The following is a 16,103-nucleotide window of genomic DNA, read 5'->3' as shown; positions in this document are numbered from 1 at the left end:
GCGCGCCGTGAGCCGTCACGTGCCGTGGCCACGTCACCGACAGCCGGGGCGCACGCCGCCGAGGAGGGCGACATGATCGTACGGATCATGGGGGAGGGGCAGGTGAGGCTGGCCGACGGCCACCTCGCCGAGCTCGACCAGCTGGACGACGAACTCCTGGCCGAGATGGAGAAGGGCGACGGCCCGGGCTTCCGTCGCACCCTGGGCGCCCTGCTCGACAGGGTCCGGGAGCTCGGCGACGCCGTCCCGGACGACTCGCTGGAGCCGTCCGAGCTCATCCTGCCCGGCCCGGACGCCACCCTCGAGGAGGTCCGGGACCTGCTGAGCGACGACGGTCTGATCCCCGGGTGACCGCTCGCCGCCCGGCGCCGACGCCCGACGCCGCCGTACGACGGTGAGCGCCGCCGCCCCCGGCCGGACCCCGCACATGGACCCCGCGACCCACACAGCCGTGAACAGCACCCTCGACCGCGCCCGCTGCCGTATGAAGGCGCACCCCCTCGCCCTGGACGCGGCGCTCGCGGCCGTGGTTCTGGTGTGCATGGTGGCCGGGTCCTTCGTGGACCCACGGGGCCAGCACGGGGTCAGCTGGGCCGTGCGCCGGCCGGAGGCGCTCAGCCTGGTCCTGATGACCCTCGGCGCCGCCGCGCTCGTCCTGCGCCGCCGCGCCCCGCGCACCGTCCTCGCCGTCACCGGCGGCGTCTCGCTGGTCGAGTGCGTCACCGGCGACCCGCGCTCCCCCGTCGCCATGTCGGCCGTCGTCGCGCTCTTCACCGTCGCCGCCGCCACCGACCGCACCACCACCTGGCGCCTGGGACTGCCCACCATGAGCCTGCTCACCGGCGCCGCCATGCTCGCCGGACCGCTGCCCTGGTACGCCCAGGAGAACCTCGCCATCTTCGCCTGGACCGGCATGGCCGCCGCCGGCGGCGACGCCGTCCGCAGCCGCCGCGCCTTCGTCCGGGCCATGCGGGAACGCGCCGAGCGGGCCGAGCGCACCCGCGAGGAGGAGGCCCGCCGCCGGGTCGCCGAGGAGCGGCTGCGCATCGCCCGCGACCTGCACGACGTCGTCGCCCACCACATCGCCCTGGTCAACGTGCAGGCCGGAGTCGCCGCCCATGTGATGGACAAGCGCCCCGACCAGGCCAAGGAGGCCCTGGCCCACGTCCGGGAGGCCGGCCGGTCCGCGCTGGACGAGCTGCGCGCCACCGTCGGACTGCTCAGGCAGTCCGACGACCCCGAGGCCCCCACCGAGCCCGCTCCCGGCCTGGACCGCCTCGACGAGCTCGTCGGCACCCTGCGCAGCGCCGGCCTGCACATCGAGGTCGCCCGCGCCGACGGCGCCACCCCCCTGCCCGCCGCCGTCGACCTGGCCGCGTTCCGCATCGTCCAGGAGGCCCTGACCAACGTGCGCAAACACGCCGGCGCCGACGCCAGGGCCGAGATCAGCGTGGTGCGCGTGGGACCGCACGTCGAGATCACCGTCCTCGACGACGGCGCCGGCGGCGGTGACGCACCCGCACCCGGCGGCGGCCACGGGCTGCTCGGCATGCGGGAGCGGGTCACCGCCCTCGGCGGCGCCCTCACCACCGGCCCCCGCTACGGCGGCGGCTTCCGCGTCCATGCGATCCTTCCCGTCACGACCCGCACCCGCGCCCCGGGGGATGCCGCATGACGATCCGTGTCCTGCTCGCCGACGACCAGGCCCTGCTGCGCAGCGCCTTCCGCGTGCTCGTCGACTCCGAGCCCGACATGGAGGTGGTCGGCGAGGCATGCGACGGCGCCGAGGCGGTGCGCCTGGCCGGGGAGGAACGCGCCGACGTGGTCCTCATGGACATCCGCATGCCGGGCACCGACGGCCTCGCCGCCACCCGCCTGATCAGCGCCGACCCGGCCCTCGCCCACGTCCGCGTGGTCATCCTGACCACCTTCGAGGTCGACGACTACGTCGTGGAGTCACTGCGCGCGGGCGCCTCCGGCTTCCTCGGCAAGGGCAGCGAACCCGAGGAGCTGCTGAACGCCATCCGCATCGCCGCCGGGGGAGAGGCCCTGCTGTCCCCGGCCGCCACCAAGGGGCTGATCGCCCGGTTCCTCGCACAGGGCGACGCCGACGACGGCCGCGACCCGGCCCGCTCCGACCGGCTGGGCGCACTGACCGGACGCGAACGCGAGGTCCTCGTCCAGGTCGCCGGCGGGCACTCCAACGACGAGATCGCCGAGCGCCTGGAGGTCAGCCCGCTGACCGTCAAGACGCACGTGAACCGCGCCATGGCCAAGCTGGGCGCCCGCGACCGCGCCCAGCTCGTGGTGATCGCCTACGAGTCCGGGCTGGTCCGCCCCCGGGCGGAGTGAGCCGCCTCCACCCCGCTACGTCCGAGGGTGGAGCGCCCTCGGCCCGGGCGTACTGCGCGGGGAGTATGAGCGCCGTAGGGAAATGGACCAGGGGCCTACGGAACACCCCCCGGCGATGACCCAGGGTGTAGGGGTGGGCGCAGTTGCGCGCCCGTGCCGCCTGCTCCGCTCACCGCCGATCACGGAAGAGAGACCCTGACCCATGTCCTGGCTGTCCAGGTTCAGCCTCGCGCAACGGGCCCTGATCGGACTGGTGTCCGTCGTGGCGCTCGTCTTCGGGGCGATCGCCATACCCCAGCTCAAACAGCAACTGCTGCCCAGCATCGAGCTGCCCATCGTGTCCGTGCTCGCGCCCTACCAGGGCGCCTCCCCGGACGTGGTGGAGAAGCAGGTCGTCGAGCCGCTGGAGAACAACCTCAAGGCCGTCGACGGCATCACCGGCGTCACCTCGACCGCCAGTGAGGGCAGCGCCGTGATCACGGCGTCCTTCGACTACGGCAACAACACCCAGCAGCTCGTCGCCGACGTCCAGCAGGCCGTCAACCGCTCCCGCGCCCAGCTCCCGGACGACGTCGACCCGCAGGTCATCGCCGGTTCGACCGACGACATCCCGACCGTCGTCCTGGCCGTCACCTCCGGCAAGGACCAGCAGGCGCTGGCCGACCAGCTCGACAAGACGGTCGTGCCGGAGCTGAAGAACATCGACGGGGTCAGCCAGGTCAACGTCGACGGCGTCCGGGACCTCCAGGTCACCGTCACCCCGGACGGCCGGAAGATGGCCGCGGCGGGCCTGACCTCCGCCGCGCTGTCCCAGGCCCTGCAGGCGGGCGGCGCCACCGTCCCGGCCGGCTCCTTCGACGAGGGCGGCGCCAACCGCACCGTCCAGGTCGGCGGCGGCTTCACCTCGCTGGGACAGATCGAGGACCTGATGGTGGCCGGCCAGGGCGACGCGGCGAAGAAGCCGGTCCGCCTCGGCGACGTGGCCACCGTGAAGCAGGAGCCGGCCAAGGCCGACTCCATCACCCGCACCGACGGCAGGCCCAGTGTCGCCGTCGCCGTCACCATGGACCACGACGGCAGCGCCGTCGCGATCTCGGACGCGGTCAAGGACAAGCTGCCCGACCTGCGCGAGGCGCTCGGCGGCGACGCGAGGATCACCACGGTCAGCGACCAGGGCCCGGCCGTCGCCAAGTCCATCGACGGCCTGACCACCGAGGGTGCGCTGGGTCTGCTCTTCGCGGTCCTCGTCATCCTGGTCTTCCTGGCCTCGGTCCGCTCCACGCTGGTCACGGCGGTGTCCATCCCGCTCTCCGTGGTGCTGGCCCTGATCGTGCTGTGGACCCGCGACCTGTCGCTGAACATGCTGACGCTGGGCGCGCTGACCATCGCCATCGGGCGCGTCGTCGACGACTCGATCGTGGTCCTGGAGAACATCAAGCGGCACCTCGGCTACGGCGAGGAGCGGCGCGAGGCCATCCTGAACGCGGTGCGCGAGGTGGCCGGCGCGGTGACCTCCTCCACGCTCACCACGGTCGCCGTGTTCCTGCCGATCGGCCTGGTCGGCGGCATGGTGGGCGAGCTGTTCGGGCCGTTCAGCCTCACCGTCACCGCCGCCCTGCTGGCCTCGCTGCTGGTGTCGCTGACCGTCGTGCCGGTGCTGTCGTACTGGTTCCTGCGCGCCCCGAAGGGCACGCCCGCCGAGGCCGAGGAGGCCCGCCGCCGGGCCGAGGAGAAGGAGGCGAACAGCCGCCTCCAGCGCGTCTACGTCCCCGTCCTGCGCTTCGCCACCCGGCGCCGTCTGACCAGTGTGCTGATCGCGGTGGTGGTGCTGGTCGGCACCTTCGGCATGACCCCGCTGCTGAAGACGAACTTCTTCGACTCCGGCGACCAGAAGGTCCTCAGCGTCAAGCAGAAGCTGAAGCCCGGCACCAGCCTGGCCGCGACCGACGCCCAGGCGAAGAAGGTCGAGGACCTGCTCGCCGCGACGAAGGGCGTCAAGGACTACCAGGTCACGATCGGCTCCTCCGGCTTCATGGCGGCCTTCGGCGGCTCCACGGACAGCAACCAGGCCTCCTACCAGATCATGCTGGAGGACTCGGCGTCCGCGGACGACGTCCGCGAGCACATCCAGGACGGCCTGCACAAGCTGTCCGGCATCGGCGCCACCACGGTCAACGCCGGCGACGGCTTCGGCGACCAGGACCTGAAGGTGGTCGTCAAGGCGCCCGACGAGGACGCGCTGCGCCGGGCGGCGGAGCAGGTCCGCCGGACCGTCGCCGGCCTGGACGACGTCACCGACGTCACCAGCGACCTCTCCCAGAGCGTGCCCCGCATCTCGGTCCGCGCCAACGACAAGGCGGCGGCGGCCGGCTTCACCGACCAGACCCTGGGCCTGGCCGTCGCCGAGTCGGTCAAGGGCAACACGGCCGCCAAGGCGATCCTGGACGACACCGAGCGCGACGTCGTCATCAGGTCCGCCAAGCCGGCCCGGACGCTGGACGAGCTGAGGAACCTGCGCCTGGGCCCGGTGAAGCTGGGTGACGTCGCCACCGTGAACCTGGTCGACGGCCCGGTCTCGATGACCCGGATCGACGGTCGGCGCGCGGCGACCGTCACCGCCAAGCCGACCGGCGACAACACCGGAGCGGTCAGCACCGAGCTCCAGTCGAGGATCAAGGCGCTGAAGCTCCCGGCGGGCGCGACGGCGGAGATCGGCGGTGTCACCTCCGACCAGAACGACGCGTTCAAGAACCTCGGCCTGGCGATGCTCGCGGCCATCGCGATCGTCTTCATGCTGCTGGTCGCGACGTTCCGTTCGCTGGCGCAGCCGCTGATCCTGCTGGTGTCCATCCCGTTCGCGGCCACCGGCGCGCTCGGCCTGCTGATCATCACCGGCACCCCGATGGGCGTCCCCGCGATGATCGGCATGCTGATGCTGATCGGCATCGTGGTGACGAACGCCATCGTCCTGATCGACCTCGTCAACCAGTACCGCAAGCAGGGGTACGGGGTCGTGGAGGCGGTGCTGGAAGGCGGACGGCACCGGCTGCGGCCCATCCTGATGACGGCCCTGGCGACCATCTTCGCCCTGCTCCCGATGGCCCTGGGGGTCACCGGCCAGGGTGGCTTCATAGCCCAGCCGCTGGCGGTGGTCGTGATCGGCGGCCTGATCACCTCCACCCTGCTGACCCTGCTGCTGGTCCCGACCCTCTACGCCATGCTGGAGCTCCGCAAGGAGCGCCGGGCGAAGAAGCGCGCGGCCAAGCGGCAGGCGAAGGCGGAGGAGCTGGAGCCCGCGGGCGTCTGACGCCGTGTGACGGCGACGGCCGGGTCTCCTGGAGACCCGGCCGTCGCGCTGCTCCCACGCCCCATCGGGCCGGTGGTGAGCGTCGTGGGTGCGGTACCGCGGTGCCCCGGCTCGCTGGGCGGCGGCCGGGGCACCGCTGTCGGCGCCGCCGCTACGGCAGCGCCAGCATCCGCTCCAGCGCCAGCTTGGCGAACGCCTCGGTCTCCTTGTCGACCTGGATGCGGTTGACCAGGTTGCCCTCGGCCAGGGACTCCAGGGTCCAGACCAGGTGGGGCAGGTCGATGCGGTTCATGGTCGAGCAGAAGCAGACCGTCCGGTCGAGGAAGACGATCTCCTTGCCCTCGGGGGCGAAACGGTTCGCCAGGCGGCGTACCAGGTTGAGCTCGGTGCCGATGGCCCACTTGGAGCCGGCCGGGGCCGCCTCCAGCGTCCTGATGATGTGCTCGGTCGAGCCGACGTGGTCCGCGGCGGCGACCACCTCGTGCTTGCACTCGGGGTGGACCAGGACGTTCACGCCCGGGATCCGCTCGCGGACGTCGTTCACCGACTCCAGGCTGAAGCGGCCGTGCACCGAGCAGTGGCCCCGCCACAGGATCATCTTCGCGGCGCGCAGCTCCTCGGCGGTCAGCCCGCCGTTGGGCCGGTGCGGGTTGTAGACGACGCAGTCCTCCAGGGACATGCCCATGTCCCGCACCGCCGTGTTGCGGCCCAGGTGCTGGTCGGGCAGGAACAGGACCTTCTCGCCCTGCTCGAACGCCCAGTCAAGGGCGCGCCTGGCGTTGGAGGAGGTGCAGATGGTGCCGCCGTGCTTGCCGGTGAACGCCTTGATGTCGGCCGAGGAGTTCATGTACGACACCGGTACGACCTGGTCGGCGACGCCGGCCTCGGTCAGCACGTCCCAGCACTCGGCGACCTGCTCGGCCGTCGCCATGTCGGCCATGGAGCACCCGGCGGCCAGGTCCGGCAGGACGACCTTCTGCTCGTCGGCGGTCAGGATGTCCGCCGACTCGGCCATGAAGTGCACACCGCAGAACACGATGTACTCGGCCTCCGGCCGGGCCGCGGCGTCCCGGGCCAGCTTGAAGGAGTCGCCCGTGACGTCCGCGAACTGGATGACCTCGTCGCGCTGGTAGTGGTGGCCGAGCACGAAGACCTTGTCCCCGAGCTTCTCCTTGGCCGCGCGGGCGCGCGCCACCAGGTCCGGGTCGGAAGGCGAGGGGAGGTCACCGGGACACTCGACGCCGCGCTCGCTCCTCGGGTCGGCCTCGCGGCCGAGCAGCAGCAGGGCGAGGGGCGTCGGCTGGACGTCGAGCTCCTGGGGCTGGGCGGTGGTCACGACACGCACCCTTTCTACTTTTCGTCTAATTGACGCTATCTATCATATCCGCTTCACGTCACTTTGACGATGCCCATTGCGTCGGTGTGACGTGAATCCCGGTCGCCGGCCGGCCGCGGCGCCTGCCGTGGCCGTCGTGCCGGGCCCGCCCGCCCGCGGGGCGCTGTCCGCCCCGGCGCCCGTGTGCGAGCATGAAGGGGACGAGCATGGACAAGAGAAAACGAAGCAAGTGCTCGGCCCGGAATGAATCCGCGGCCTTGCCGGTTGCACTCGTCGGCAAGCAGTCTCCGTACAACCCGGGAGAGATGTAGATGTCCGTATCGGACGAGACCAGCACCGTCACCGACGGCATCGTTCTGACCGACGCCGCCGCGTCGAAGGTCAAGGCCCTGCTGGACCAGGAAGGCCGTGACGACCTCGCCCTGCGTGTCGCCGTCCAGCCCGGCGGCTGCTCCGGCCTGCGCTACCAGCTCTTCTTCGACGAGCGCTCCCTCGACGGCGACGTGGTCAAGGACTTCGACGGCGTCAAGGTCGTCACCGACCGCATGAGCGCCCCGTACCTGGGCGGCGCCACCATCGACTTCGTGGACACCATCGAGAAGCAGGGCTTCACGATCGACAACCCGAACGCGACCGGTTCCTGCGCCTGCGGCGACTCCTTCAGCTGACCGGGACCCGGGCGGACTCGCGCGAGGCGCCCGGCGGGACCTGACGGAGAAGGCGGCGGCCCCCTTCCAGGGGCCGCCGCCTTCCGTGTGCGCCGGGCCGCACGCGCCCCGGCCCCGCGCTCACCCGACGGGCCGGCCGTCATCGGCCGGCGGCGAGCCGGGCAGCCCGGAGCCGGCCCGCTCCGGTGGGACCGGGGCCCCGCCCGGCCCGACCACCTCGCGCTCGCCGAGCGGCCGGTCCAGGCGCACCGTCCGGTGGTACACCCTGGCGATCTCGATGCAGACCCGGTCCGGCCACCGGGTCTCGGTCACCGTGACCGTCACCCGGTCGGAGCCCTGCCGCACCGCCGTCCCGTAGTCGGAGCACACACCGCCCTCGAAGGTCACCGTCAGACCGTCGCCCCGGGCGCGGTAGCCCGTCACCGGCACCTCCCGGGTCACCGGGGCGCCGGTGGCCGAACCGCTCGGCCGCGGCTCGGGCCGCCCGGACGGCGTCGCCGACGCGGTGGCGGCCCCGGCCAGGTACTCCGGGGCGACGGCCGGATACGCCACCGTGAAGCCGTCCCCCCCGGCCGCCGCGCGCACCTGGAACAGCCAGGAGGGCACCAGCGTCCGCCGCCCGTCCGAGAAGTGCGAGGCCAGACCGAACACGGCCGTCTCGACGGTGAGGGCGTCGCCCCGGGCGTCGCCCCGGGCGGCCGTGCCGCACGGCGCCTCCAGGCGGTCCTTCAGCGGTACGGGATCGGCGCAGCCGCCGATGCCCATGCGGTGGTCGGTGCGGGGAGCCGCGTTCATCAGCTCCAGCGTCTCCCGCGCGCCCAGCACCGGATAGGTGTCCGCCTTCACCGGCGCCTTCAGCTGCCCGCTGCCGCCGACCAACTCGCCCTGGGCGTCCACCACCAGGTCCGTCGTCCAGCCGTGGGTGGGCAGTCCGCCGATCCGCGGATCGGCGTCGACGACCCGCTGGGCGCCCATGGTCCGGCTCGCGTCCACCTTCGCGTCGTCCTGGCCCACGGCCTCGAGCACCGGCGCGGCCACCTTCCGGGCGGCCGCCGCACTCACCGGGTGGACGGCGGGCGTGCCCGGGTCGTGCGCGCACAGCACGCCCTTGCAGTCGTCGGTGCCCGGCGCGTACCGGCTGAACGTCCAGCCCCCCGGCGCCTGCCGGTTCACCCGCAGCAGCGGGCCCGCCCCGTCCTTCCCGGCCCCGATCCGCCACGCCTGCGCGTCGGCCACCGGCGTGCCCTCGACGCCGAGCGCCCGTGCGAGCCGGGCCACCTCGTCCCGGGAGACCGCGCCGCGCGCCGCGTACACCGGCGCCGACCCGGGACCGGTGGGCAGCGGGCCGGCCGCCCGGTAGGTGACGCCGTAGGGGTTCGGCTCGCCCGGTGCGATGCCGCCGGTGCCGCCGGTGCCGCCCGTGCTCGCCCCGGGGGAGTCGTCGAGGACCAGCGGCGGGGGAGTGCCGTTCCCGTCGGACGCCACCGGCTCCGTACCGCCGCCGGACGCGCCCGTCGCCAGATACGCCCCGCCGCCCCCCACCAGCAGCACGGCGGCGGCGACCGACACGGCGGCCAGCGGCGACCGCCGCCGGCCGAACCAGCCCCCGCCCCCCTGCTTCCGCCCGGTCCCGGTCGCGGCTTCGGGGCCGGCGTCGGTTCCGGCCGCGGCCGTGCCGTCCGGCCCGCCGGTCTCCCGCGCGACCTCGGGCCCCGGTGCCCCCGGCCGTCCCGAGGGCTTCTGGGCGCCGCCCGCGGGGGTGCCCGTGGGCGCGGCCTCGGCCGCGTCGTCGTGGTCGGGTCGCTCGGTGTCCACCGCATCGCTCCTTCGGCTGCGCGTCGGTCCCCGGGACCGGCCCGGCCCCGACGATGCGGCCGGGCGGCGGGTCGTGTCCCGCGTCCTCCTCACGGAGGACGGCGATGGGACGTGGCGGGGGAGCGCACGGTTCCCCTCCCGCTCCCCTCCCGCGCGCCGGTCGCTCAGTCCCCGTAGTCCGACATCGCGTCCAGCAGCCGGGCGGAGGAGGCCGGCACGGACACCCCGTGGATGCGGGAGGGCGGCACCGGCCGGGCGGCACGCGGAGCGGGAGCCGCCCAGTGGGGGGCCATCCGGGCGCAGTCCCCGCGCAGCTCGGCCAGGTCGTCGTCGCCGTCGGCCGGAGCGGGGGCGGCATGGGTCCTGAGGTTCGTCATGGACGTACCGTAAACACGCCACAGGTGCCCCAGAAAGATCTACTATCGGGTAGTTTCGCCCTCTTCACCGTTCGTCTCGACCCGGTAGCGTGAACTCTCGAACCGCCGTGCCGTGTCCCACCCCCCGTCCAATGAGCGCTGACGCGCGCCCCTCTTACCGCAGGAGAGTCCACGCCGTGCGTATCGCAGTCACCGGCTCCATCGCCACCGACCATCTCATGACGTTCCCCGGCCGTTTCGCCGACCAGCTCGTCGCGGACCAGCTGCACACGGTCTCGCTCTCCTTCCTCGTCGACCAGCTGGACGTGCGGCGCGGCGGGGTCGCGGCCAACATCGCCTTCGGCATGGGTCAGCTCGGCTCCGAACCGGTCCTGGTGGGCGCCGCGGGTTCCGACTTCGGCGAGTACCGCGCCTGGCTGGACCGGCACGGCGTCGACACCGCCTCGGTCCGCATCTCCGAGACCCTGCACACCGCCCGCTTCGTGTGCACCACCGACGCCGACCACAACCAGATCGGCTCCTTCTACACCGGCGCGATGAGCGAGGCCCGGCTCATCGAGCTCAAGGCCGTCGCGGACCGGGTCGGCGGCCTGGACCTGGTGCTGATCGGCGCCGACGACCCCGAGGCGATGCTCCGGCACACCGAGGAGTGCCGCTCGCGCTCCATCCCGTTCGCCGCCGACTTCTCCCAGCAGATCGCCCGGATGGACGGGGAGGAGATCCGGACGCTGCTGGACGGCGCGACGTACCTGTTCTCCAACGAGTACGAGAAGGGCCTCATCGAGACCAAGACCGGCTGGACCGACACCGAGATCCTCGGCCGCGTCGGCCACCGGGTGACCACCCTCGGCGCCCGCGGCGTGCGCATCGAGCGGGTCGGCGAGGACCCGATCGAGGTCGGCTGCCCCGACGAGGAGCGCAAGGCCGACCCGACGGGCGTCGGCGACGCCTTCCGCGCCGGTTTCCTCTCCGGCCTCGCCTGGGGCGTCGACCTGGAGCGCGCCGCCCAGGTCGGCTGCATGCTCGCCACCCTGGTGATCGAGACCGTCGGCACCCAGGAGTACCAGCTGCGCCGCGCCCACTTCATGGAGCGCTTCACCAAGGCCTACGGCGACGACGCGGCCCGCGAGGTCCGCGCCCACCTCGCCTGACGCCCGGACCCCGCGTCCGGTCCGAGCCGGCGCGCCCCGCCCGGGGCGCGCCCCACGGCTCCCGCGACCGGCTCCGTCAGGCGAGCCGGCGGACGACGTAGGCCGAGCCCTGGTCCGCCGGCTCCTCGCCGACGTACTCCTGTCCGCGCATCTCGCACCACGCCGGGATGTCCAGCCGCGCCGCCTCGTCGTCCGCCAGGACCCGCACCGTGCCGCCGACCGGGACGTCCCCGATGACCTTGGCCAGCTCGATCACCGGGATCGGGCAGCGCTTGCCGAGCGCGTCCAGCACCAGCTCCGCCCGGCGCGCGGCCGCCGCCGGGGCGGGCGCCCCGAGCTTGTCCCGCACCCCGGCCACCGCCCCCGGCAGCACCGCCAGGAACCGCTCGACGTCCTCCTCGGCGGTTCCCGGCGGCAGCGACACCCGTACGTTGCCCTCGCTCAGCACCCCCATCGCCCGCAGCACGTGGCTGGGCGTCAGTGTGCTGCTCGTGCAGGAGGAACCGGAGGAGACCGAGAAGCCCTCGCGGTCCAGCTCGTGCAGCAGCGCCTCCCCGTCGACGTACAGACAGGAGAAGGTGACGACGCCCGGCAGCCGGCGGACCGGATCGCCCACCACCTCCACGTCCGGCACCAGCCGCGGCACCCGGGCCCGGATCCGCTCCGTCAGCTCCCGCAGCCGCGCCGCCTCCCCGGCCGCCTCGGCCCGCACCGCCCGCAGCGACGCCGCCGCGGCCACGATCGCCGGAATGTCCTCGAACCCCGCCGCCCGGCCCGACTCCCGCTCGTCCACCGGCCCCCGGACCGCGAACCGCACCCCCTTGCGCACGACGAGCAGCCCGACCCCCGACGGCCCGCCCCACTTGTGCGCGCTCGCCGTCAGCAGCGACCAGTCGCCCGCCACCGGGCCCCAGCCCAGCGACTGGGCGGCGTCCACCAGCAGCGGCACGCCCGCCGCCCGGCACGCCCCGGCCACCTCCGCCACCGGCTGCTCGGTGCCCACCTCGTGGTTGGCCGACTGGAGACAGGCCAGCGCGGTGTCCGGCCGCAGCGCCTGCGTGTACGACACGACGTCCACCGAGCCCCCGCGGTCGACCGGGACCCGGGTGACCGTCCCGCCCTCCGCCTCGTGGGCCTCGGCCGAATGGAGCACCGAGGAGTGTTCGACGGCTGACACGATCAGGTGACGTCCGACGCGGCGCCGTCCGGCGAGCGCCCCCGCGACCCCGGTGTGCACGGCCCGGGTGCCGGAGGCGGTGAAGCTCAGCTCGTCGGCCCGGCACCCCACCGCCTCGGCCATCGCCTCCCGGGCCGCGTCCAGCAGCAACCGCGCCCGCCTCCCCTCCTTGTGGAGACGCGCGGGATCGGCCCAGCCCTCGTCCAGGGAGGCGAGGAGGGCCTGCCGGGCCACGGGGTGCAGGGGAACGGCTGAAGCAGCGTCGAAGTAGACCACACGGCAACGCTACGACCTGCCGGGACACGGGAGGGGCGCGGGGAACCGCGCGGCGGGCCCCCACCGGATCGCGGCGGTCGCGCGGGCGGACGCACCGGTTCCGCCGAGCCGTCGCGCGGACGGACGCGCGGGTGCCCCGGACGCCTCAACCCCCGTCACATATCTGCCCAGCGGGGGGCATCCCACCCCTTCAGGGTGACCCGCGGCGCGTATGGCACCCTCCCCGCGACCCGCCGGAAGGCGTCCAGTAGGGTTTGGTCCGCATAAACATCCAAACCCCTGCCCGACGCAGGGCGGCGACCGACCAGCGAGAAGGCAGGCCGCAGCCAACCGCGCGGGCGAGACTCTCGGGAAGGCGCTACGTGAGTCCCAACGGCTCCGACCGCTCGCCGCGGCGCCCGATGCGGCGGAAGCTGCTGCAGGCACTGACTGCGGGCCTGGTCCTGGCGACCGCAACCGGTTGCACATACAAGGACTTCCCCCGGCTGGGTATGCCCACCCCGACCACGGAAGAGGCTCCGCGGATCCTCTCCCTGTGGCAGGGCTCCTGGGCGGCCGCGATCGCGGTCGGCGTGCTGGTGTGGGGTCTGATCCTGTGGAGTGCTTTCTTCCACCGGCGCAGCCGCACCAAGGTCGAGGTCCCTCCGCAGACCCGGTACAACATGCCCATCGAGGCGCTGTACACGGTCGTCCCGCTCATCATCGTCTCGGTGCTCTTCTACTTCACGGCCCGCGACGAGTCGAAGCTCCTCGACGAATCCAAGAAGCCCGACGTGACGGTGAACGTCGTCGGCTACCAGTGGAGCTGGGCCTTCAACTACGTCGCGCCCGTCGCGGGTTCCACCGGTGACGCGAAGACCGACAAGAACCTGCTGGCCATTCCGGACCGGTTCAAGAAGGACTTCCCGGCGAGCGCCGGCGGTGTCTACGACTACGGCACGCCGGGCACGCGGAACCCGCAGAACGGCAACCCCGGCCCGACCCTGTGGCTGCCCAAGGGCAAGACCGTCCGCTTCATCCTCACCTCTCGGGACGTCAACCACTCCTTCTGGGTGCTGCCGTTCCTCATGAAGATGGACGTCATCCCCGGCCACACCAACTCCTTCCAGGTGACCCCCAACCAGGAGGGCACCTTCCGGGGCAAGTGCGCCGAGCTCTGCGGCCAGGACCACTCCCGGATGCTGTTCAACGTGAAGGTCGTCTCGCCGGACCGTTACGAGCAGCACCTCAAGGACCTCGCTAAGAAGGGGCAGACCGGTTACGTTCCCGCCGGCATCGCGCAGACGAGCCACGAGAAGAACCGGGAGACGAACAACCTGTGAGCATCCTCAACGAACCTCAGGGCGCCGCGGCTGAGGGCTCTTACGAGAGCGCACAGCCGGTGCGGCGCAAGCAGCCCGGCAACGTGGTGATCAAGTGGCTGACGACCACTGACCACAAGACGATCGGCACGCTGTATCTGGTCACGTCGTTCGCGTTCTTCTGCATCGGCGGCGTGATGGCGCTCATCATGCGCGCCGAGCTGGCCCGTCCTGGCCTGCAGTTCATGTCGAACGAGCAGTTCAACCAGGCGTTCACGATGCACGGCACGATCATGCTGCTGATGTTCGCGACGCCGCTGTTCGCCGGCTTCACGAACTGGATCATGCCGCTGCAGATCGGCGCCCCGGACGTGGCCTTCCCCCGGCTGAACATGTTCGCCTACTGGCTGTACCTGTTCGGCTCGCTGATCGCGGTGGGCGGCTTCCTCACCCCGCAGGGCGCGGCCGACTTCGGCTGGTTCGCCTACGCGCCGCTCTCGGACGCGGTGCACTCGCCGGGCATCGGCGGCGACATGTGGATCATGGGTCTGGCCTTCTCCGGCTTCGGCACGATCCTCGGCTCGGTCAACTTCATCACCACGATCATCTGCATGCGCGCGCCGGGCATGACCATGTTCCGCATGCCGATCTTCGTGTGGAACGTGCTGCTGACCGCGGTGCTGGTCCTGCTGGCCTTCCCGGTCCTGGCCGCGGCCCTGTTCGCGCTGGAGGCCGACCGCAAGTTCGGCGCCCACGTCTTCGACGCCGCCAACGGCGGAGCCCTGCTGTGGCAGCACCTCTTCTGGTTCTTCGGACACCCAGAGGTGTACATCATCGCGCTGCCGTTCTTCGGCATCATCAGCGAGGTCATCCCGGTCTTCTCCCGCAAGCCGATGTTCGGCTACATGGGCCTGATCGGCGCGACCATCGCCATCGCGGGTCTGTCCGTGACCGTGTGGGCCCACCACATGTACGTCACCGGCGGTGTGCTGCTGCCGTTCTTCTCCTTCATGACCTTCCTGATCGCGGTACCGACCGGTGTGAAGTTCTTCAACTGGATCGGCACCATGTGGAAGGGCTCGCTGTCCTTCGAGACACCGATGCTGTGGGCGACCGGCTTCCTGATCACCTTCACCTTCGGTGGTCTGACCGGCGTCATCCTGGCCTCGCCGCCGATGGACTTCCACATCTCCGACTCGTACTTCGTGGTGGCCCACTTCCACTACGTCGTCTTCGGCACCGTCGTCTTTGCGATGTTCTCCGGCTTCCACTTCTGGTGGCCGAAGTTCACCGGCAAGATGCTCGACGAGCGACTCGGCAAGATGACCTTCTGGATGCTGTTCATCGGCTTCCACGGCACCTTCCTGATCCAGCACTGGCTGGGCGCCGAGGGCATGCCGCGCCGGTACGCCGACTATCTGGCGGCCGACGGCTTCACCGCGCTGAACACGATCTCGACGATCTTCTCCTTCCTGCTCGGCCTGTCGATCCTGCCGTTCTTCTACAACGTCTGGAAGACGGCCAAGTACGGCAAGCCGGTCGGCGTCGACGACCCGTGGGGCTACGGCCGCTCGCTCGAGTGGGCGACCTCCTGCCCGCCGCCGCGGCACAACTTCCTCACCCTGCCGCGGATCCGCAGTGAATCCCCGGCGTTCGACCTGCACCACCCGGAGATCGCCGCGCTCGACCAGCTCGAGAACGCCGGTCACGGTGAGAAGGCCCTCGCTGGTGGCAAGGAGGCCGGCAAGTGAAGATCCAGGGCAAGATGTTCATCTGGCTGAGCGTCTTCCTCCTCGTCATGGCCATCGTCTATGGCGTGTGGTCGAAGGAGCCTGCCGGCACCACCGCTCTCTTCCTGTCCTTCGGCCTGAGCATCATGGTCGGCTTCTACCTGGGCTTCACGGCCAAGCGGGTGGACGCCGGCGCTCAGGACAACAAGGAGGCCGACGTCGCGGACGACGCCGGCGAGCTGGGCTTCTTCAGCCCGCACAGCTGGCAGCCGCTCGCCCTCGGCGTCGGCGGCGCGCTCGCCTTCCTCGGCGTGGCGCTCGGCTGGTGGCTGCTGTACTTCGGCGCCCCGCTCGTCCTGATCGGGCTGTGGGGCTGGGTCTTCGAGTACTACCGCGGTGAGAACCGCACCCAGTGACACGCTGAACACCCGGGAACCCGGGCCCTCCGCAGGGAGGGCCCGGGTTCCTCGTTCTCCGCCCCATTCCTCGTCCTCCCGCCGCACAGCGGTCTCACCGCGCACCGCACGGCAGCCGCCGACGCCGTACGCCGGCCACCGCACGGCAGCCCTCCGCGGCCGTACGGGAGCCGCCCCCACGGCCGCACGGCAGCCCG

The 16,103-nt window shown here is 72.2% G+C and carries 13 protein-coding genes; 9 read left to right on the top strand and 4 right to left on the bottom strand.

Translation table 11 applies throughout. The features are described from left to right. Positions 1-72: 72 nt before the first annotated feature. The 4 genes from ACF061_RS01870 (at position 73) to ACF061_RS01855 (ending at position 5,659) form a co-directional block, all read left to right on the top strand. On the top strand, positions 73-351 hold the full coding sequence (locus tag ACF061_RS01870; protein ID WP_392264811.1) for a hypothetical protein: 279 nt from the start codon (positions 73-75) through the stop codon (positions 349-351). Positions 352-427: 76 nt separating this feature from the next. Continuing rightward, positions 428-1,675, top strand: a complete 1,248-nt coding sequence (locus ACF061_RS01865) for a sensor histidine kinase (protein WP_392264810.1) — start codon at positions 428-430, stop codon at positions 1,673-1,675. Next, positions 1,672-2,352, top strand: a complete 681-nt coding sequence (locus ACF061_RS01860) for a response regulator (protein WP_392264809.1) — start codon at positions 1,672-1,674, stop codon at positions 2,350-2,352. The genes ACF061_RS01865 and ACF061_RS01860 overlap by 4 nt, the downstream gene beginning before the upstream one ends. Positions 2,353-2,554: 202 nt before the next feature. Beyond that, entirely contained in the window at positions 2,555-5,659 is a 3,105-nt protein-coding gene (locus ACF061_RS01855; protein ID WP_392264808.1) for an efflux RND transporter permease subunit, read from the top strand. A 151-nt stretch (positions 5,660-5,810) separates the two neighbouring features. On the opposite strand, the gene nadA is transcribed toward ACF061_RS01855, so the two are convergent. After that, positions 5,811-6,995 carry a quinolinate synthase NadA gene (gene nadA, locus ACF061_RS01850; protein WP_392264807.1) on the bottom strand — a complete coding sequence of 395 codons (1,185 nt, stop codon included), beginning with the start codon at positions 6,993-6,995 and terminating at the stop codon, positions 5,811-5,813. Positions 6,996-7,306: 311 nt separating this feature from the next. Between nadA and erpA the strand changes: the two genes are divergently transcribed. After that, positions 7,307-7,663 (top strand): iron-sulfur cluster insertion protein ErpA, encoded by a 357-nt coding sequence (gene erpA / locus ACF061_RS01845; RefSeq protein ID WP_392264806.1) that lies wholly within the window; start codon positions 7,307-7,309, stop codon positions 7,661-7,663. Positions 7,664-7,783: 120 nt separating this feature from the next. Here erpA and ACF061_RS01840 read toward each other — a convergent pair whose 3' ends face one another. Together ACF061_RS01840 and ACF061_RS01835 are read right to left on the bottom strand one after the other, a co-directional pair. After that, positions 7,784-9,478, bottom strand: coding sequence for a hypothetical protein (locus ACF061_RS01840; protein ID WP_392264805.1), 1,695 nt, complete (start codon positions 9,476-9,478; stop codon positions 7,784-7,786). 164 nt (positions 9,479-9,642) lie between these two features. Further along, positions 9,643-9,855 (bottom strand): hypothetical protein, encoded by a 213-nt coding sequence (locus ACF061_RS01835; protein ID WP_392264804.1) that lies wholly within the window; start codon positions 9,853-9,855, stop codon positions 9,643-9,645. 176 nt (positions 9,856-10,031) lie between these two features. Here ACF061_RS01835 and ACF061_RS01830 point away from each other — a divergent pair, with 176 nt between their 5' ends. Then, positions 10,032-11,006: a carbohydrate kinase family protein gene (locus tag ACF061_RS01830; protein WP_392264803.1), complete on the top strand. Its 975-nt coding sequence runs from the start codon at positions 10,032-10,034 to the stop codon at positions 11,004-11,006. A 76-nt stretch (positions 11,007-11,082) separates the two neighbouring features. Here ACF061_RS01830 and ACF061_RS01825 read toward each other — a convergent pair whose 3' ends face one another. Then, positions 11,083-12,459: a cysteine desulfurase/sulfurtransferase TusA family protein gene (locus ACF061_RS01825; RefSeq protein WP_392264802.1), complete on the bottom strand. Its 1,377-nt coding sequence runs from the start codon at positions 12,457-12,459 to the stop codon at positions 11,083-11,085. Positions 12,460-12,821: 362 nt separating this feature from the next. Here ACF061_RS01825 and coxB point away from each other — a divergent pair, with 362 nt between their 5' ends. From coxB to ACF061_RS01810, 3 genes are read left to right on the top strand one after another with little or no spacing between them, the layout of a single operon-like run. After that, the gene (gene coxB, locus ACF061_RS01820) at positions 12,822-13,781 is read left to right on the top strand and encodes a cytochrome c oxidase subunit II (RefSeq protein WP_392264801.1); all 960 of its coding nucleotides are present in this window, start codon (positions 12,822-12,824) and stop codon (positions 13,779-13,781) included. After that, positions 13,778-15,511 carry a cytochrome c oxidase subunit I gene (gene ctaD, locus ACF061_RS01815; RefSeq protein WP_392264800.1) on the top strand — a complete coding sequence of 578 codons (1,734 nt, stop codon included), beginning with the start codon at positions 13,778-13,780 and terminating at the stop codon, positions 15,509-15,511. Before coxB ends, ctaD begins: the two co-directional genes overlap by 4 nt. Further along, entirely contained in the window at positions 15,508-15,906 is a 399-nt protein-coding gene (locus ACF061_RS01810; protein WP_392264799.1) for a cytochrome c oxidase subunit 4, read from the top strand. The genes ctaD and ACF061_RS01810 overlap by 4 nt, the downstream gene beginning before the upstream one ends. Positions 15,907-16,103: the final 197 nt, after the last annotated feature.

Source organism: Streptomyces sp. NPDC015220 (genome assembly GCF_043079345.1).
Classification (GTDB): domain Bacteria; phylum Actinomycetota; class Actinomycetes; order Streptomycetales; family Streptomycetaceae; genus Streptomyces.
The sequence above is the reverse complement of the archived record's forward strand: the minus strand, read 5'-3'. Positions and strand labels throughout refer to the sequence as shown.

Excerpts from the sequence above, each read along its gene's own strand:
- ACF061_RS01870 (WP_392264811.1), top strand. The coding sequence starts at position 73 with ATGATCGTACGGATCATGGGGGAGGGGCAGGTGAGGCTGGCCGACGGC.
- ACF061_RS01865 (WP_392264810.1), top strand. The coding sequence starts at position 428 with ATGGACCCCGCGACCCACACAGCCGTGAACAGCACCCTCGACCGCGCC.
- ACF061_RS01860 (WP_392264809.1), top strand. The coding sequence starts at position 1,672 with ATGACGATCCGTGTCCTGCTCGCCGACGACCAGGCCCTGCTGCGCAGC.
- ACF061_RS01855 (WP_392264808.1), top strand. The coding sequence starts at position 2,555 with ATGTCCTGGCTGTCCAGGTTCAGCCTCGCGCAACGGGCCCTGATCGGA.
- erpA (WP_392264806.1), top strand. The coding sequence starts at position 7,307 with ATGTCCGTATCGGACGAGACCAGCACCGTCACCGACGGCATCGTTCTG.
- ACF061_RS01835 (WP_392264804.1), bottom strand. The coding sequence starts at position 9,855 with ATGACGAACCTCAGGACCCATGCCGCCCCCGCTCCGGCCGACGGCGAC.